Genomic DNA, 18,623 nt, shown 5'->3' with positions numbered 1-18,623 from the left:
ATTTTTACCCTAGGCCAACTTCTTATACTTGATCCTAGTCGGTGTAGCCTCGGTGCCAAGTCGTTTGCGCCGGTTTTCTTCGTATTCCGAGAAGTTGCCTTCAAACCAGTAAACCTGTGAGTCGCCTTCGAAGGCCAGAATGTGCGTAGCGATCCGGTCCAGAAACCAGCGGTCGTGGCTGATGACTACGGCGCATCCGGCAAAGTTTTCTAATCCTTCTTCCAGCGCCCGTAGCGTGTTTACATCCAGATCGTTGGTGGGCTCATCCAGCAGCAGCAGGTTGGCACCTTCTTTAAGGATCATAGCCAGGTGAACGCGGTTCCGCTCCCCACCCGACAACATACCTATCTTCTTTTCCTGATCGGCTCCGGCAAAGTTGAACCGGCTCACGTACGCGCGGGCGTTCGATTGCTTACCCCCCATCATAATCCACTCACTCCCGCCCGAAATTGTCTCAAATACGGTTTTGTTCGGGTCAAGGCCGTCGTGCTCTTGGTCGACATAAGCGACTTTTACAGTATCACCTACATCAAACGTACCGGCATCGGGTTTTTCACGGCCTGTTATAAGCTTAAAAAGTGTCGTTTTACCAGCGCCGTTTGGTCCGATAATCCCTACAATGCCACCCTGTGGCAGTCGGAAACCCAGGTGTTCAAATAATAGCCGGTCGCCGAAGGCCTTGGCAACATCCTCCGCTTCGATCACTTTTGACCCCAGACGTGGTCCGGCCGGGATAAAGATTTCGAGCTTATCGTCGCGTTGTTTAGCATCTTCGTTCAGCAGTTTTTCGTAAGCACCCAAACGGGCTTTCGATTTCGCCTGCCGGGCTTTGGGAGCCATTTTTACCCACTCCAACTCGCGCTGAAGTGTCTTCTGCCGTTTCGACTCGGTCTTTTCTTCCTTAGCCAGGCGGTTTTGCTTCTGCTCCAGCCAGGATGAGTAATTTCCCTTCCAGGGGATACCCTCGCCCCGGTCGAGTTCGAGAATCCAGCCCGCTACGTTATCGAGAAAGTAACGATCGTGAGTTACGGCAATGACCGTTCCCGTGTATAGGCGTAGGTGTTCTTCGAGCCACAATACCGACTCCGCATCGAGGTGGTTGGTCGGTTCGTCGAGCAGCAGAACATCGGGTTGCTGAAGCAGCAGTCGGCAAAGAGCCACCCGCCGTTTTTCACCACCCGACAGGTTATCGATTACAGCCTCGGGGGGCGGACAGCGCAGGGCATCCATGGCCCGTTCCAGTTTCTGATCGAGTTCCCAGCCGTTGAAATGGTCAATTTTTTCCTGTACTTCACCCTGCCGGGCAATCAACTTATCGAAGTCGGCATCGGGGTCGCCGAAAGCTTCGTTAATCTCATCAAATTCTTTTAACAGATTAACTACTTCCTGAACGCCTTCTTCAACAATTTCGCGAACCGTACGGCCGGGTGTAAATTGGGGTTCCTGTTCCAGCATACCCACCGAGTAGCCGGGCGAGAAAACGACTTCGCCGGTGTAATTTTTATCAATACCGGCAATGATGCGTAATAAAGTAGATTTACCAGAACCGTTAAGCCCTAAAACACCAATTTTAGCACCATAAAAGAAGGAAAGGTATATGTTCTTTAGGATTTGTCGGTTAGGCGGAATATTTTTACTCACGCCTGCCATAGAGAAAATTATGGTTTCCTGGCTCATTAATTTCTGATAGATTTGCGGTTAGCATTAATCCTCAAATTTAACCCACAGCGCAGCCTTAACCAAGCACAGTAATGGAAAACGCTTCACTGGTAGATGAATACGGTTACGTCAAAGACGGAAAGGTATTTTTGAAAGGCTACCTGAATTACGAAGACCGCCAGATTGGCGAAGTCAAACGCACCGAGCAGGAAGCGCTCGATTATTTCAAGAATCGCTTCATCATCGCTGAAAACAAAGTCAGCCAGTTAGAAAAAGATATTGAAGAGGCCCAGAATAAAGGCTCTTATCTGACAAAACTGGTTCAGCTTCGCAAGAAGCTCCTTGGTTTCGACGCGCTGGGCGATTTCCCGCCCCTGCTCGAACGGCTGGATGAGCAGGAAAAGCTACTAGCTGATCTAATTACGGTCAATCAGCTGAAAAACCTTGAAATCAAACGAGCCCTGATTGCCGAAGCAGAAGCCCTGGCCGATAGCACAGACTGGCGTAATACGGCCGATGCCCTTCAGGAAATCAAGGTCAAATGGATTAAAACAGGGCCCGTCGACAAAACCGCCGAAGCGGAGGTAGAAGGCCGCTTTCAGGAGCTTCTGGATGGTTTCTTTACCCGCCGACGTGAGTTCTTCAATGAACAGAACAAGGTTATTCAGGAGCGGCTTGATAAGTACGATGAGCTGATTCGACTGGCATTCCGCGCTAACCGATTGGGCGATCTGGATGCGGCATTTCAGGAAGTACGCAAACTGAACAATGCTTGGAAACAGGTTGGTGAGGTGCCTATTAAGAAAAGCGGCAAACTCTACAAGCAGTTCAAGAAGGCGACGACCATGTTCTACGCCAAGTACAACGACGCGAAGGGCATTGTGATCGTACCGAAAATTGACCCGCGTATCGAGCAGCAGATGAAAATGGCCGACGAAGCCGAAAAGCTGTCGAAACAGTCGGATATTTTCGCGGCTGCGGAACGAGCCAAAGTGCTACTCAACAGCTGGAAAGAAATTCGGGTGCCGTTTAAGCTTCAGGATAAAGTTGTAAACGAACGCTTCCGGGCCGCCTGCGACAAGATTTTCGAGCTGAGCTACCTCGGCCGCGTACTTACGCGCAAATACCCGGCGTTTGAACTCAAAAGCCAGTCGGAGCAGATTCGGACAAAGATTAGGGAGATGGAATACCTCGTTAAACGCGAGAAAAACGACCTTCAGTTTGCCTTACAGGACGCTGATGGCCTCGACCCCAATAAGGACGAAGACAAACAAATTCTGAACAAGATCAATACCCAGAAGCGCAAAATCGCGATGAAAGAAACCATTCTCCGCGAGTTTCAGAAGCAACTGGAAACGGCTGGCTTTTAATTTACCCTTGTTCTAAACGAAACGTGCCCCGGTTTTAATCGGGGCACGTTTCGTTTAGGGGGTTTGTTCTATTGATATGGAAACGAACCTGATTAATTCTGATTTTACTGCCGACGAAACGGCCTTCAGAGCCGCGATTATCCCCGGCAAATTTGTGCGGCTTGAGTACCTCACCGACCTGAATGAGTTCATAAAAGCCGACGTAACCATCAAGCAAATTCTAAACGGGAACGGAATTGAATCGCTGGAACTAGCCACCGGTGACGTTGTACCGCTGGACCGTGTAGTAAGTGTTTCGGGTAATTTGTCGCCCCGCTATCCCGGCTATGGTAATTACTCCTGCGATTGTTAATTTGCCGGGGTTTCCTGCTTTAAACCCTTGTTTTTATGAAAGTTCGTCCGTCTGCTCTTATCTGGCGTCAGTTTGACGGCCAGACTCAAGTCTTGTTTATGCGCTACTCTTACGGCGGGCAGGATGTGTACGCCTTACCCGGCGGCAACCCCGATAGGGGCGAGATTCTGACGGAAACGGTCATCCGGGAAATCCAGGAAGAACTGCGTGTTTCGGTCGATCTGGGCGAGATGATTCTGGCGGGCGAAATGCTCCTGTCAGAGCGCAATGACGATGTGTTACATGTCGTGTTCGCAGCCCGCAACCTCAAAGGCGAACCCGTCCTGAACCCCGACGAAACTACCGCGCTCGACCTCGTCTGGTTGCCCGTTGCCGATCTGGATCAGTACAATCTCTATCCAAACATTGGGGCCCGGCTCCAACCCTGGTTTAGCAGCGCCACCTATCTGGGCTATGTCGGCCGGATTGAGCAGAAGTACTTCGAGTAGAGGTAGAAGCAGGCTCCAGCTGTTTATTTATAGCTAACCCACCAAACCACATGCTCATTCAAACCTTAAAAACCCTCTTCCGTCGTGATCTAAGCCGCTTACGAACGGAAGTAGACGCCTACAAAAGCGAAGAAACTATCTGGCAGATTGAACGCGGCATTGCCAACTCAGCGGGTAATCTCTGCCTGCATTTGATCGGTAATCTGAATACCTATGTAGGGGCCGAACTTGGTAAAACGGGCTATGTTCGTCATAGAGAGCTGGAATTTTCCCTAAAGGATATTCCCAGGGCCGAACTTCTGAAGAAAATAGACGAAACCATTCTCGTTGTCGATAATGCACTGAATACGGTTACCGATAGTCAACTGGAGGAAGAATATCCGTTGCTGGTCTTTGACGAAAAGACATCGACGGGGTATTTTCTGGTGCATCTGGAAACCCACCTCGGCTATCATTTAGGCCAGATCAACTACCATCGTCGATTGCTGGATAGCTGACCAAACGTTAGCTGCTCCCTTTGCTTTTTACAGATTTCGCCTTATTCGCTAAACTTCCGACGATCATGGCCACGGTACTCGCTAATAATCCCCAAAGCATCGGCGAGTATTCCGTATCCAGCCACAGACAGGCAAGCCAGACGCCAAAGCCAACCAGCATCGAATACAGGCAACCGGTCAAATTGGCCCGTTTCCAATAAATACCAGCCGCTAAGGGCACAAAAAGAGATACCAGACTAAACGCCGACGACTCGCCCACCAGATCGAATATATTCGCATCACGCGTTGTGCTCATAATTACGCAGATGACGGTAATAACAACGACCACCCACCGAATCGTCTGTAGCAAAGCTTTGTCGCTAATGTCGGGTCGAAAAAACTTCATTACGTTTTCTCCAAAAACGGTTGCCGGAGCCAGTATGGCCCCGCTCGATACACTCAGTATGGCCGATGTTACGGCACCAAAGAACAACACCTGTAGGGGTAGGCTACCGTGCCGCATGACCATATTCGGGATAATGAGTTGATTATCTTTGGGCAGATCGGGGTGAAGTAGTTTGGCACTTAGCGCAATAAACAGCGGCAGCATGGCAATGGTGAGATACATTCCCGAGGCTAGAAACGAGGCCCGAACGGCCGTCTCTTCCGTCTTGGCGGCCATCACACGCTGAAAAACGTCCTGCTGTGGAATGGAGCCCAGGCCAATGGTTATCCAGGCCGCTATGTACGTAAGCCAGTCTTTAGTGGTTGACTGGGGCAGAACACGGAAGAAGCCTTCCGGAGTACGTTTCTCAATCGTTTCCCAGCCACCTACCTCATTCCAGAGCATAACGCCCAGCACCGCCAGGGCCAGAATGATAATCAGGTTATGAAAAAAATCAGTAACCGAAATAGACCACATACCACCCAACAGGGTATAGGCCATAACGATTGCCGCGCTGCCAATGATACAGTACTCCCGAGGTATATCCGTCACCACGCTCAACACGATTCCAATAGCGACGAGTTGCGCCGAAATCCAGCTAAAGTAAGACGGGATAACCATAATGGCCGACAGTAACTCTGCCGAACGACCAAAACGGATATGGAAATAATCGCAGAAGGTCGTGATATTGAGCCGGTAAAGTGGCCGGGCGAAAAAGGCACCAACCAGAAACAGGCACAACGCAGAACCGAACGGTTCTTCGATAACCGCCAGGAATCCACCTTCCACGAACATTGCCGGAGCGCCCATAATCGTCTCGGAACCAAACCACGTGGCAAAAGTCACCGAAGCCGCCAGCAACAGCGGCAGTCGTCGCCCAGCCAGTACAAAATCCTGAGAAGTGGTTACCCGCCGGGCTGCCCATGCACCGACGGCTACGTTGGAGAGTAGATACAGTGTTATGAAAAAGAGAAGCATTGGCGGGGAGTTAAACAAAAAGGCACAACGCATACAAATTAGCTTTGTACACATTGTGCCTTCAAATTACATCGTAACCACCTATTTACGGCAGTTTTTCGTGCAAATAAGCCAAGACTAGCTGTAAGGTTTGCTTGATGGTGCCTACGTCCTGCTTGAGGATGCTCACATCCTGCTTGAGGATACTCACGTCCTGCTTGAGGACGCTAACATCCTGCTTGAGGACGCTCACATCCGCTTCCAGGTTATCAAGTCGGGCATTGACTTGCTTAAACCCTTCTGTTACATCCCGGCGAATAGCGCGTACATCAACTGTAAGGTCAGCCACCGCATGAGCGGTCATCTTATTTTGTTTCTCAACCTGCTCAATGCGATCTTCCAGGTACATATAGCCTTGTTTTTACGGTGTCGGTCTTCTTTGTACAATTATAAGAAGAAGTAGTTACAACCGCAACGTAGCCGGTAAATACTTAGCAATCAAATCTTCATAATAAGGCTTCAATTCGCTCACGACTGGAGGTTTAGGGCTCTTTGAATACAGATCATACGGATTGAATTTCCGAACCCATTTGAACATCTCATGGTCGTGCTCGTCCATCAGATGGTTATAAGCCTCCTCACGGTGCTGGGAATAGAATGAGTGATACCGCATCATGTACAGAGCCGGTTCGGGCATGTAGTCTTTCATGATCTGGTACAAGTACTCATCGTGACCCCACGACATATGCACGTTACGCAGACCGCAATTGGGCTCATATACGCCATATTTCGTGTTGTACCGCTCATCTTTCGAATCTGGGTTGTTGGCGAAGTACTCTGGGTAAACAATCTTGTCGGAGTGCTGGCAACCCACCGGAAAGGTATCGCCCACAACGGCCCACTGTGGCTCACCGAACAGACAAAGGACTTTACCCATGTCGTGTACAAAGCCCGTCAGGACGAACCAATCGGGGTGACCGTCGGCGCGGATGGCTTCGGCGGTTTGCAGCAGGTGCTGAAGCTGGTCAAGATCCGTATCAGGATCGGAGTCATCTACGAGGGTGTTCAAAAACTCCATTGCCCCCCAAACCGGCAGTTCTTTTTTGTCGAAAGCCAGAAACTCGCGCTCTTTCTCCCGCACAAAATCGTAGGTCTGGTAGGTGTGGTTTAACCGATAGAACTCCCGTACGGTATCGCGCTCCGGTGAGTCATAATTTCGGTAATCTTCTTTCGATTTGTGCTCGGGTTCGGGGTAGCGACTCAGCAGGTCGTCTTCCCACTGATCGAGGCTGGTAAGAGGGGCAGTTTCGCTGATCATGTCCAAAATAGTTAAGAGGGCAAATTTAAAAGTTTATTACTGTCAACCAGCAAGATAGAGCAAAAGTTATTCCTAGAATTTATCACTGTGTCAGATCGTCCAGCGCCAGTATATCAGCAGCCTTCGAATACCCGGATTCAGCCAGTACCTTCATAATGGCCAGGGCGTTCGGCTTGTTGTTCGCTTTATTCGAGAAGCAAACCATTAAAAACCGTTCCGACGGTATACTGACAACGTAATTATTAAAGCCGCAGGTACTACCAGAGTGAAATAGTATTGACTTTTCGGGCTGCTGATAAAACCAGCCAGCCCCGTAAAAGCTATCCCCCGTTTGCGAAATTGCCTTGCCTGTTCGTGCCAGCGCTACCTTCAGATCAAGCAGTTTATTGGTAGAAAGCGCATCGCTCCATTTCTGGTAGTCAATCAGGGACGTATACACTCCCCCATCACCCTTGGTCGCACTCGTTACACTTTGATCGGAGAAAACGAATTGACTACCCTCCTTTCGGTAACCCATTGCACGCTTGTTAATTGGCTTTCCAGCTTCGTATACAGTCGACTGGTTCATGTGCAAAGGCTGAAAAATCCGTTGCCGAACGAACGACGCGAACGACTGACCGGAAACCCGTTCAACAATCAACGCCAGCAGACAATAGGCCGAATTACTGTACCTAAATTGTGTCCCGGGTTCGAAATAAAGTGAATCCCGATTTTTGATCAGCGTCAGCACATCGGCATCCAGTAACTGCTCCCGTTGTTGTGGGTTCATCACGGACTCATAATCAAAAATGCCCGACGTATGTGTCAGCAGGTGGCGGATTCGTACTTTTTGGCCCACAGTCGGATTAAAATCCGGACAGAAGTGGGTCGATGGATCTTTCAACGATAGCTTCCCCTCTTTTTCCAGCAACAGAATACACATGGCCGTAAACTGCTTGGAGACCGATGCCATGCGGAAGTTCGTTTCGGGCGTAATGCGTGCTTTTGTTTCGGTGTTGGCTAGTCCGTACCCGTTTTTATAGATCGTTTTTCCGTTCACCAGCACCAGCAGGGCAGCTCCCGGCTCAGTCGGTGCGTTCATTGACCGCATAACGGAATCGAGTCGCTCTGTCACTTGCGCTATTGTTGACAAGCTCATAAACAGAAATACCGCTGGCAAAAACGTCCTCATTGACTCTACCAAAACTTGGTGTACAGGACTACCAGAATCGCCAAAATCCCAACCGACCCGATGACGAACGAAGGCGTAACGCGGAACAGCTTCTGGTCAACAATTATGCTTTTGCCGGTTTTGTATCCGGCCGGGTCAGTGAGCGATACTACGACCATCAGAACCATGTCGATGCAGAAAACCAGCGTGGTCCGGTGTAAAAAGGGAATGGTATCGACCTGCACATCGAACAGGCCCATTACTTCCGGCCAGAATTTAAGCAGGGTCGAAAACGGAATGGTCATGATAGCCACCGTCAGAGCGGCCCGGTTGGTAGCCCGTTTCCAGAAGAAACCCAGCAGGAAAATGGCAAATACGCCCGGCGTAATAAAGTTGGTATATTCCTGAATGTACTGGTACACCTGATCGAGCGACCGCAGCATGGGTGCCAGTACAATTGCCACGGCAAACGACGCGACAATAGCCCAGCGCCCTACATTAACCAGTTTCTGCTCCGACGCTGTTTTATCGATGTATTTCTTGTAGAGATCGAGCGTAAAAATCGTCGAGATCGAGTTGCATTTGCCCGCCAGCGAGGCCACTACGGCAGCCGTCAGAGCCGCAAAAGCCAGGCCTTTCATGCCAATGGGCAGCAGATTCATCAACACCGGGTATGCATGGTCGGGTTTTACAACGCCCGACGCATCGGTCATGGCATCGTGGAAGGGACCACTCTGGTACAAAACATACGCGGCAATACCGGGAATAACGACAATGACCGGAATAAACAGCTTGAGGAAAGCGGCAAACAGGATTCCGGAACGAGCCGTTTTCAGATCGGCCCCCAGTGCCCGCTGAACGATGTATTGATTACAGCCCCAGTAAGAGAGATTATTGATCCACATGCCGCCCGTAACCAGTGCCATACCCGGCAGTACCTCGTAATGCGGATGCCCTTTCGGGAAAAACATGTGGAAATGGCTATCGGCCTGTTCTTTTATTGTCACCAACCCAGTCCAGACACCCGATATACCCGACTCCTGCGCCACAAGCTGCAAAGCCAGATAGGTGACGACCAGGCCTCCAAAGATCAATACAACCACCTGAATAACATCGGTATACCCGATCACTTTCATACCGCCCAGCGTAATGAAAATGGCAAACAGGGCCAGACCAATGGTGCAGGTCGTGAACGAAATACCTACCAGCGACTCGATAGCAATAGCACCGAGGTACAAAATGGACGTCAGGTTGACCAGCACATACACCACCAGCCAGAACACCGCCAGAATGGTACTAACGGTATCGCTATACCGCTGCGCCAAAAACTGTGGCATGGTATAGATGTGATTTCGGAGATAAATCGGGATAAAAAAAACGGCCACGATAATCAGGGTGGCCGCAGCAAACCACTCGTAGGAAGAAATGGCCAGGCCCATTGCAAAGCCGGAACCAGCCATCCCGATAAAGTGCTCGGCCGAAATATTAGAGGCAATCAACGAGGCACCGATAGCCCACCAGGTCAATGACCCTTCGGCCAGAAAAAAGTCAGTTGTATTCATCTGGGCCTGGCGTTTGCGCCGATAGACCCAGTAGCCGTAGCCAACAACAATAATGAAGTAAACGAAGAAAACGATGTAATCGGCCGTAGCGAGGTGATTCATGCAGTAAGTACAAAAAAACGGGGTGTCTTGCCACTAAAGCAAGACACCCCGTTTTTTCTAATGTATACCGCCTGCCAGTGCTCTGGCAAGCCTACTATATCTTACTGAAATCGAACGTTTCCAGAAAAGCCGTTGTAAACTGACCAGATTGAAATTTAGGGTCATCCATTAGTCGAATATGGAATGGTATCGTGGTTTTAATGCCTTCAATTACGAACTCCTGCAACGCCCGCTTCATCCGCGTGATGACTTCCTCGCGCGACTGACCCGATACGATCAACTTGGCGATCATAGAGTCGTAGTTGGGCGGAATGGTATAGCCGCTGTACACGTGGCTGTCGATCCGGACGCCGTGTCCGCCGGGGAAGTGCAGGTTTGTAATTTTACCGGGCGATGGCCGGAACCCGTTGGCGGGGTCTTCGGCATTAATCCGGCACTCCATGGCAAATAATTTCGGGGTGTAGTTACGGCCCGAAATTTCGGCACCGGCGGCTACTTTAATCTGCTCTTTGATCAGGTCGAAATCCGTTACCTCTTCGGTGATGGGGTGCTCCACCTGAATTCGGGTGTTCATTTCCATGAAATAGAAATCCCCGTGCTTGTCGACCAGAAACTCGACTGTTCCGGCACCTTCGTAACCGATAGCCTGCGCCCCTTTGATAGCAGCTTCACCCATTTTCTCCCGAAGTTCGGGCGAGACGATGGGCGATGGGGTTTCTTCAATCAGTTTCTGGTGACGACGCTGAATGGAACAATCCCGCTCCGACAGGTGACACACTTTGCCGTACTGGTCGCCCACAATCTGAATTTCGATGTGGCGGGGTTCTTCAACGAATTTCTCCAGATAGAGGCCATCGTTGCCAAAGGCAGCACCCGCTTCTGTACGGGCGTCGTTCCACGCTTTTTCGAAGTCCTCTTCTGCCCGAACAATCCGCATACCACGGCCACCACCACCAGCGGTTGCTTTCACAATAACCGGATAACCCATTTCGGCTGATAATCGCTTGCCTTGCTCCACGGATTCAAGTAGTCCGTCCGAACCGGGAATAACCGGAACACCAGCCGCTTTCATCGTTGCTTTGGCCGTCGATTTATCACCCATACCATTGATCTGCTCGGCGGTAGCTCCAATGAATTTGATACCATAATCGGCGCAGATCTGGGAGAATTCAGCGTTTTCGGAAAGGAAGCCGTAGCCGGGGTGAATGGCATCGGCACCGGTTACTTCGGCCGCCGAAATAATGCTGGGAATACTTAAATAAGATAGTTTGCTAGTGGGCGGGCCAATGCAAACGGCCTCATCGGCGAAACGTACGTGCAGGCTATCGCGATCGGCAGTTGAGTAAACAGCCACCGTTTTAATACCCATTTCACGACACGTACGGATAATCCGCAACGCGATCTCTCCCCGATTGGCGATTAATATTTTTTTGAACATGATATAAATGATAAATGAGTGAATGAGTGAATGAGTGAATAATTCTAAATCAACTATTCACTCATTCGCTCATTCACTCATTCACTAATTAAATTAAATGGGTTCTACCAAAAACAGCGGCTGGTCGTATTCGACTGGCGTGGCATTTTCGACAAGAATTTTCACGATACGGCCCGAAACTTCCGATTCAATTTCGTTGAAGAGCTTCATAGCTTCAATGATACAAACCACTTTACCTTCACTCACCGTATCGCCAACTTCAACGAACATCGGCGAGTCTGGATTTGCCGACCGGTAGAACGTTCCGATCATCGGCGACTTAATCGTGATGTAGTTTGAGGTGTCTGCTTTAGGCGCGGCTGGAGCAGCAACGGGTGCCGCCGGAGCGGCTACCGCCTGTTGTACAGGGGCTGGTGCAACGGCTACAGATGCGGCTGGTGCTGCAGGTGCGCCGGAACCATACCGTTTGACGCTGATTTTCAGGTCAGTTGTTTCGATGTTAACCTCGTCTAAACCAGATCGCGAGATGAAGTCGATAAGTTGCTGTATGTCTTGTGTGCTCATAGTTCAGGAGTGAGAAGCGAGGAGTGGGGAGTGCGGAGTAATCCAGACATTGCGTCTTCTCACTCCTCACTCCTCGCCCCTAACTCCTCGGTTATTTCACTCGTTCTACATAATCTCTGGTTCGGGTATCGACGCGGATTTTCTGACCTGACTCAATAAAGAGGGGAACCATGATTTTGGCACCCGACTCCACTTCAACCCGCTTTTTAGGGCTGTTTGCGGTATCGCCTTTAATACCCGGCTCAGCGTAGGTTACTTCCAGTTCAACGAACGGAGGCAGCTCGCACGAAAGCGGTGTATCGCTGTCAGCATTTATTAAAATTTCAACTTCCTGCCCTTCTTTCATCAGATCAGCTCCGTCAATGAGTTTTTCATCGAGGTTAATCTGATCAAACGACTCCTGGTCCATAAAGTTAAACCCGGCTTCGTCTTTGTAAAGGTATTGGAATTTCCGACGCTCTACACGAACAGGGTAAATTGTTGCCCCTGAGTTGAAGGTGTTGTCAATTACCCGGCCTGTGGTTAGGCTTTTCAATTTCGTACGAACGAAAGCTGCGCCTTTGCCCGGCTTTACGTGCTGAAATTCAGTTATTTGAAATAGGTCGTTGTTGTAATTAAGAACCAATCCGTTACGGATATCTGCGGTCGTTGCCATGTTAAAAAATATATGATGTATGATGTATAATGTATGAGCTAGTTTGCTGGTCAAAGCATATATCCTATATCATACATCATACATAAAATTAATACGCCCATTTTACGTAGGCGGCTCCCCAGGTGAAGCCCCCGCCAAACGCGGCCAGTACCAGATTATCACCTTTGTTTAACTGCGATTCGTAGTCGAACAGGCAAAGTGGAATGGTAGCGGCTGTCGTATTTCCGTACTTATGAATATTCAGCATCACTTTATCGGACTGAATACCCATTCGATGCGCGGTTGCGTCAATAATGCGTTTGTTGGCCTGGTGCGGTACCAGCCAGGCAACGTCGCTGCCCGACAGGTGGTTACGCTCCATAATTTCGGCGGATACATCGGCCATGTTTTTCACGGCAAATTTAAAGACCGACGGGCCGTCCTGATACACATAATGCCAGCGTTTTTCGACAGTCTCGTGGGTGGGTGGATAGCGGCTTCCCCCGGCTTTCTGGAACAGGTGGTTTTGCCCGGTACCATCCGACTTGATGATCGTGTCCAAAATACCGAAACCGTCGGTATTGGGCTCAAGCATGACGGCCCCGGCTCCATCGCCAAACAACACGCAGGTGGTTCGGTCGGTATAATCCGTAATGGCCGACATTTTATCGGCACCAACTACGATTACCTTCTTATACTTCCCGGATTCTATAAATTGAGAACCCACCGTGAGAGCGTACAGGAAGCCCGAGCAGGCAGCCTGGATATCAAAGCTACCCACATTTCGAATACCAACCATGTCGCAAATAAGGTTTGCCGTACATGGAAACAGATAGTCGGGCGTGGTTGTCGCGCAGATTAGCAGGTCGACTTCTTCGGGTTTAATAGCCAGCTTTTCGAGCAAACCTGCCACGGCTTTTGCCCCCATGTGCGACGACCCCATGCCTTCGCCTTTCAGAATATGCCGTTCTTTAATACCCGTTCGGCTGGTAATCCACTCATCATTTGTATCTACCATACGCTCCAATTCGGCATTGGTCAGTATGTAGTCTGGAACGTAGCCGTGGATTCCAGTTATGGCAGCTTTACTCATAGGAGATAGTACAATTATCAATAAACAGTACCGTATGAACAGGTATCAGCGAAGTAGCGGGGTAAATCCTGCTGCCGATGCCTGGTCATCGTTAACTGAGTGCCTGTGCAATTTTCGTGTATGCGTCGGACTCAACCTGCCGGATGGCCAGACCAATCATGTTTTTAATCGCTAACGGAGATGAAATGCCGTGGGCAATAATCACATTGCCGTTAACGCCCAGAATTGGACTTCCTCCAACCGATTCGTAGTTGGTTTTATCTAAGAACTCATCGCTGATCCCGCGCTGTGCCGCTACTTTGTAGAACGACTCGCCCAGCTTAAACATCGCGTTTCCGGTAAAACCGTCGGTTATAATAACATCGGCATGTCCGCCGAAGAAATCTCCGCCTTCAATATTACCGATAAAATTGATCCGGTGATTTTCTTTCAGAAGTTGATGGGCTGCCTGCGCTACCAAAGAGCCTTTCTGCTCCTCAGAACCGATATTCATCAGTGCCACACGCGGCTTGTCGATGTTAAAGGTCGATTGTGCGTAAATGGACCCTATGTGCCCGAATTGAGCGAGCATTTCAGGTTTACAATCGGCATTGGCTCCAATGTCGAGCATAACGGCATAGCCGCCGGTCAGCTGCGGAACAAATCCCGCAATACACGGCCTTAGTACACCTTCGATGGCTTTTATGCTAAATAAAGCACCAACGTGCATAGCACCGGTATTGCCGGCACTACAAAACGCCTGGACCTTACCTTCTTTCAAAAGTTTAAACCCAACCCCGATGCTGGAATTGGGTTTCTGCGAGAGCGCCTTGGTTGGGTGCTCACTCATATCAATAACATCATCGGCGTTTACCAACTCTATATTGGCAACGGCTTCCGCAGTATGCTTCTTGATTAACTCCTGCATTATAGCCTGCTTGCCAATCAGCACAATGGCTACATTATCCGGCAATTCAGCAGCGGCCATCAGGACTCCCTCTATAATAGCGTTGGGAGCGAAATCGCCACCCATTGCGTCCACTGCAATTTTCATTGACTCTGTTTGTTCAATACCCTCCAGTTAAGCTGGTTTTTTTACTAAATGCGCGTAAAAATAGGGAGGTGACAGGCAATAAAAAAGTATTTCACGTTCATCTTGGGAAAGACGTCAGCGAAATACTTTTCAAAAATGGATAAGAACTAAGCTGTTTTTGCGTAATTCTCAATGATCATTTGTCCTTTGTAGAACAGATTGCCTTCAAAAACGTGGGCGTGATGCCGCTCGTGTACTTCGCCGGTTTGGGCGTCGGTTGAAAGCGCAACAGGCGTAGCCTTGTAATGCGTTCTGCGCTTGTCGCGCCGGGTGCTGGAGTGGCGTCGTTTGGGGTGTGCCATATCAGTTTACAGTTGTCAGTTATCAGTTTTCGGTCGGGGCCGGTAGGCAACAACCGTTTAATTATCACTCAGTTTTCGCAAAGCGGCCCAGCGAGGATCCATATCCTTCTGGTCGTCTGCATCGTCATTACTCGTTGCGGTGTCCGAACGGTAAATAAGTTTACCGTTCTGGTCGTCGTTGTCCTGATCGTCCTCATCCCGATACCGGGGATGGAGCCGCTTCATGGGCAACGACAGGCTTATGAACTCAAAAATGTAGCGGGCTACATTAATAGTCGACGTATTGCGCTCAATGAGTTCAATCTCGTCGCTCAGTTCCTCGTTGTGGTCGCCAAACTTCAGCAGCATTGTGCGCTGGGTATCGACCGATTCATCATATTCATCAAGGCTACGGTCGCACGTTTGTTCGACGGTACCCACGATGTGAAAATCCAGACGGATCATGGTTTCTGACTTTTCCAGCACCAGATGCGTCTGAACATTGCCTGCTTTGATCAACTCCTGCTCAAGCGCAGCAAAAAACGTACTGTCCGATGTGAAATCGTACTCGTGGCGTTTGTTGTCAAGGCCGACAATGTGGATGTCGTATGCGCGTAGTGGGTTCACCTCGTATCTCCTCCTCAAAAATAAGACCGCAAAGGTACGAAACGTTTGTGAATCAGGAAAGTGATGTGCGAAAAAAGGTTTTTACTTCTTGATTTATCCGTTTTATAGTGGACTTTTAGGCAATTCGCTATGATCCTGACCATTACCACCGTTACATACCTGGCCGTTCTGACCCGCATTGTGGTCAATCCGCTTCAAAATGTCTTCCAGAAACAGTTGACACAACGAATGGCCAATCCGTTGTTCATTATGTCGACAACCTATGGCGTACTGGCAATTGTTTGCCTGGCGTTCTGGCCCCAACTTCAGTTTGCTGGCTTGCCTTCAGCTTTCTGGCAAACTATTCTGGCGACCAGTTTATTTGCCATGTTCGGAAATGTCTTCCTGGTTCGGGCAATCGGGCTGGGCGATTTGTCGGTACTGGGGCCAATCAATGCCTATAAAGCCGTGGTTGGCATGGTATTCAGTATTTTTCTGCTGCACGAAATTCCGGGATGGTGGGGCCTGGCCGGCATTCTTCTGATCATTACCGGCAGCTACGTTGTGCTGGCAGACCGGCAATCCCGAACGTCGTCGACGCAGGCCGATTATGTCCCTCTCTGGAAAAGGCCGGAAATAAAACTGCGGCTGGCGGCACTGGTTTTTTCGGCGATTGACGGTACTTTTCTCAAAAAATCCATTCTGCTCTCAACACCAACCATCGCCTTCTTTTACTGGTGCCTGTTTGGCTTCATCTTCTCGTTTATCTGGATTGTCATAGCCATGCGGGCAACGTGGTGGACGCAGATGAGCGTAGTTTTTTCGCAAAAGACGATGTATCTGGCCTTGTGCGCAACGGCGGGTATTTCGCAGTTGATGAGTAACATCGCACTGGCCAATATGCCCGTCGGCTATGCACTGGCACTGTTTCAACTATCGGCTTTGATCAGCGTGTTGTTCGGGTATCAGTTTTTTAATGAACAGGGAATTTTGAGGAAGCTGATCGGCGCGGGCATTATGGTTGGGGGCGCCGTGCTGATTACATTGCTTGGATAACCATCTATCTATCTTCCGAGTTATCGTTACCAAACTACTTTTCTCTACCATGGCACAATACCAGCTTGTCGAAAAGCACACCATTGAGCACCATAATGAATATTATGAAGTGCGTATCACTCAGGACAACGATCAGACAAAGAGTCTGTTCTTTACAACCAACGAAGAAAATCTGGAAGAAGTAGCGGGCGCTATCGTGGCCGAGAATATGCCCAGCGTAAAGCACTGGACGGTTATTCCGCATCGGAAAGACAACTAATTGACGCGGTTAAATCGACCGAAAACAAAATTTTAATGAGGTAACAAACAATTCCTATTGATTTTAGTTGCGCTAAATTTTATCTTCACGAAATGAATACCGAGAAATTCTATAGGATTTCTTATACCGTAACGTGAAAAGATGAAGATTAGTAAAACATTTACTTTAATAGGTCTATTTGTCGGCTTAAGTTATCAGATTCTTTCAGCCCAGACGCTTACGCCAGCCCAGGCTCGCGCCGACCTCAGTTACTTAAAGCGAAAGCTCGACCTGCTCCATCCCGGCATGGGCTACTACACGCCACAACCCCGGATGGAGCAGTTGTATGATTCGTTATACAATCGGCTAACGGCTCCCTACGACTACATGGCATTTTTCCACCACGTCAGTCCACTGGTAGCGGCTATTAAAGATGGACACACGAATCTGAACCATCGAAAGAATTACATCGGCAAGTCTACGCGTTTCATCCCGTTCTACATCCGGCTGGTCGATTCGCAGTACTACATAAGCCACAACGTATCGGCCGACACCACCCTGCAACGCGGTACTGAGTTGCTGTCTATTAATGGCAGACCGGTGGCCGATGTTCACCGCGAACTCATGAATACGGATCACTCCGGCTCCGATGGCGACAACCTCACCGGACGGCGGCAGTGGAGCATGGTTCAATTTGCCGATTATTACGCAGCCTGGTTCGGCTCGGCCGATTCGGTTAAAATCACCTACCGGCTCACCGACGATACCCTCGTTCGGCAAGCGCGGGTTCGGTGTTTGAGTCTGGCTAATTTCCGGTCTACCATCCAGCGTCGGTACGGAGCGGAACTCGCCCATCGTCCTAACCTGTCCGTTCGGATCGTCGATACGCTGACCCGGACGGCGGTGCTACGGGTTTCGTCGTTTATGGGCGTCAAAAAGAATGACCCGTTTCAATGGGCGTTCAACCGACGACTGAAACGGGCGTTCAAAACAGTACGCGAGCAGAATGTTCAGAACTTAATCGTCGATATGCAGGGTAACGGCGGTGGTATCGTGGTAAACTCGGCGCGGTTGCTTCGGTACTGGATGCCGAAACCGTTCCGGATTATGGACCACGAAGAAATGAAGCAAGCCGCCCGCGCAGAGCTGGTTACCCGCTGGAATCCATTCTCGGCATTGAATTTCAGTCTGCAATACCGAACCGATAAATCCGGTGGATTTGCCAGCCGCTCCGGCAACCGGCGCTATCGGCCCCGACACCGGGATGCGTTTCATGGAAACATTTACTTCATGCAAAATGGCGCGTCTTTTTCGGCAACCACCACGGTGCTGGCTAAAACCCTCGACGCTGGTATGGGCACCTTCGTTGGCGAAGCGAGCGGTAGTGCGTACTGGGGCGACTTCGCCGGGCACTTCAAAACTGTAACGCTACCCAACTCCCGGCTTCAGGTGCGGATTCCGCTCAAAAAACTGACGCACGCGGTCAACACCGAGCGGGCCAATGGCTTTACCGTCGAACCCGATTTTATCGTTACCCGCAATTTCGACGATTTGATGGCCAATCGGGACTATATTTTGGAGTATACATTGCGGCTTATCCGGGAGGGCGTGGTGGTTCGGCCGGCGCTGGATAAACAACCGATTCGCGACCGGTCGTTGCAGGCTTCGCGGTAAAACCGTACCTTTATAGGGTATTCGGTTCATCGTTTACGATATCCGGCTAAAATTTACGGATTACCGTCAAGTCTCTGACGATCATGTC

At 49.8% G+C, this 18,623-nt stretch carries 20 protein-coding genes; 7 read left to right on the top strand and 13 right to left on the bottom strand.

What is annotated here, in order from left to right:
* Positions 1–9: 9 nt before the first annotated feature.
* Positions 10–1,677, bottom strand: a complete 1,668-nt coding sequence (ettA, locus tag CRO74_RS26435; protein ID WP_097130460.1) for an energy-dependent translational throttle protein EttA — start codon at positions 1,675–1,677, stop codon at positions 10–12.
* A 74-nt stretch (positions 1,678–1,751) separates the two neighbouring features.
* Between ettA and CRO74_RS26430 the strand changes: the two genes are divergently transcribed.
* The 4 genes from CRO74_RS26430 (at position 1,752) to CRO74_RS26415 (ending at position 4,366) form a co-directional block, all read left to right on the top strand.
* Positions 1,752–3,029: a DUF349 domain-containing protein gene (locus CRO74_RS26430; protein WP_097130459.1), complete on the top strand. Its 1,278-nt coding sequence runs from the start codon at positions 1,752–1,754 to the stop codon at positions 3,027–3,029.
* A gap of 76 nt (positions 3,030–3,105) precedes the next feature.
* Positions 3,106–3,381: a hypothetical protein gene (locus CRO74_RS26425; protein ID WP_097130457.1), complete on the top strand. Its 276-nt coding sequence runs from the start codon at positions 3,106–3,108 to the stop codon at positions 3,379–3,381.
* Positions 3,382–3,416: 35 nt separating this feature from the next.
* On the top strand, positions 3,417–3,869 hold the full coding sequence (locus CRO74_RS26420; RefSeq protein WP_097130455.1) for an NUDIX hydrolase: 453 nt from the start codon (positions 3,417–3,419) through the stop codon (positions 3,867–3,869).
* 50 nt (positions 3,870–3,919) lie between these two features.
* Positions 3,920–4,366: a DUF1572 family protein gene (locus CRO74_RS26415; RefSeq protein ID WP_097130453.1), complete on the top strand. Its 447-nt coding sequence runs from the start codon at positions 3,920–3,922 to the stop codon at positions 4,364–4,366.
* A 7-nt stretch (positions 4,367–4,373) separates the two neighbouring features.
* Here CRO74_RS26415 and CRO74_RS26410 read toward each other — a convergent pair whose 3' ends face one another.
* The 12 genes from CRO74_RS26410 to CRO74_RS26355 all read right to left on the bottom strand — a co-directional run bounded on the left by CRO74_RS26410 (position 4,374) and on the right by CRO74_RS26355 (position 15,588).
* Positions 4,374–5,768, bottom strand: coding sequence for a high affinity choline transporter 1 (locus CRO74_RS26410; RefSeq protein ID WP_097130451.1), 1,395 nt, complete (start codon positions 5,766–5,768; stop codon positions 4,374–4,376).
* 85 nt (positions 5,769–5,853) lie between these two features.
* Complete coding sequence (locus CRO74_RS26405) at positions 5,854–6,156, bottom strand: hypothetical protein (RefSeq protein ID WP_097130449.1); 303 nt, start codon at positions 6,154–6,156, stop codon at positions 5,854–5,856.
* A 54-nt stretch (positions 6,157–6,210) separates the two neighbouring features.
* Positions 6,211–7,065, bottom strand: coding sequence for an inositol oxygenase family protein (locus tag CRO74_RS26400; protein ID WP_097130447.1), 855 nt, complete (start codon positions 7,063–7,065; stop codon positions 6,211–6,213).
* Positions 7,066–7,147: 82 nt separating this feature from the next.
* Complete coding sequence (locus CRO74_RS26395) at positions 7,148–8,203, bottom strand: serine hydrolase domain-containing protein (RefSeq protein WP_245877993.1); 1,056 nt, start codon at positions 8,201–8,203, stop codon at positions 7,148–7,150.
* A 38-nt stretch (positions 8,204–8,241) separates the two neighbouring features.
* On the bottom strand, positions 8,242–9,879 hold the full coding sequence (locus tag CRO74_RS26390; protein ID WP_097130444.1) for a sodium/sugar symporter: 1,638 nt from the start codon (positions 9,877–9,879) through the stop codon (positions 8,242–8,244).
* Between the two features lie 94 nt (positions 9,880–9,973).
* Positions 9,974–11,317 (bottom strand): acetyl-CoA carboxylase biotin carboxylase subunit, encoded by a 1,344-nt coding sequence (gene accC, locus CRO74_RS26385; protein WP_097130443.1) that lies wholly within the window; start codon positions 11,315–11,317, stop codon positions 9,974–9,976.
* 93 nt (positions 11,318–11,410) lie between these two features.
* The gene (gene accB, locus CRO74_RS26380) at positions 11,411–11,881 is read right to left on the bottom strand and encodes an acetyl-CoA carboxylase biotin carboxyl carrier protein (protein WP_097130441.1); all 471 of its coding nucleotides are present in this window, start codon (positions 11,879–11,881) and stop codon (positions 11,411–11,413) included.
* Between the two features lie 91 nt (positions 11,882–11,972).
* A complete protein-coding gene (efp, locus tag CRO74_RS26375; RefSeq protein ID WP_097130439.1) occupies positions 11,973–12,536 on the bottom strand; it encodes an elongation factor P in 564 nt (187 codons plus the stop codon).
* Between the two features lie 88 nt (positions 12,537–12,624).
* Positions 12,625–13,608: a beta-ketoacyl-ACP synthase III gene (locus CRO74_RS26370; protein WP_097130438.1), complete on the bottom strand. Its 984-nt coding sequence runs from the start codon at positions 13,606–13,608 to the stop codon at positions 12,625–12,627.
* Between the two features lie 91 nt (positions 13,609–13,699).
* Complete coding sequence (plsX, locus tag CRO74_RS26365; protein WP_097130436.1) at positions 13,700–14,641, bottom strand: phosphate acyltransferase PlsX; 942 nt, start codon at positions 14,639–14,641, stop codon at positions 13,700–13,702.
* 146 nt (positions 14,642–14,787) lie between these two features.
* Positions 14,788–14,982, bottom strand: a complete 195-nt coding sequence (gene rpmF / locus CRO74_RS26360; protein ID WP_012929722.1) for a 50S ribosomal protein L32 — start codon at positions 14,980–14,982, stop codon at positions 14,788–14,790.
* Between the two features lie 57 nt (positions 14,983–15,039).
* Positions 15,040–15,588: a YceD family protein gene (locus CRO74_RS26355; RefSeq protein WP_097130434.1), complete on the bottom strand. Its 549-nt coding sequence runs from the start codon at positions 15,586–15,588 to the stop codon at positions 15,040–15,042.
* Between the two features lie 129 nt (positions 15,589–15,717).
* Between CRO74_RS26355 and CRO74_RS26350 the strand changes: the two genes are divergently transcribed.
* The 3 genes from CRO74_RS26350 to CRO74_RS26340 all read left to right on the top strand — a co-directional run bounded on the left by CRO74_RS26350 (position 15,718) and on the right by CRO74_RS26340 (position 18,535).
* Positions 15,718–16,623, top strand: coding sequence for a DMT family transporter (locus tag CRO74_RS26350; RefSeq protein ID WP_097130432.1), 906 nt, complete (start codon positions 15,718–15,720; stop codon positions 16,621–16,623).
* 49 nt (positions 16,624–16,672) lie between these two features.
* Positions 16,673–16,882: a hypothetical protein gene (locus tag CRO74_RS26345; RefSeq protein WP_097130431.1), complete on the top strand. Its 210-nt coding sequence runs from the start codon at positions 16,673–16,675 to the stop codon at positions 16,880–16,882.
* Positions 16,883–17,023: 141 nt separating this feature from the next.
* A complete protein-coding gene (locus tag CRO74_RS26340) occupies positions 17,024–18,535 on the top strand; it encodes a S41 family peptidase (protein WP_097130429.1) in 1,512 nt (503 codons plus the stop codon).
* Positions 18,536–18,623 lie beyond the last annotated feature (88 nt).

This window comes from Spirosoma fluviale, assembly GCF_900230225.1.
GTDB classification, from domain to species: Bacteria; Bacteroidota; Bacteroidia; order Cytophagales; family Spirosomataceae; genus Spirosoma; species Spirosoma fluviale.
This window is presented reverse-complemented; position numbering and strand designations above follow the sequence as displayed.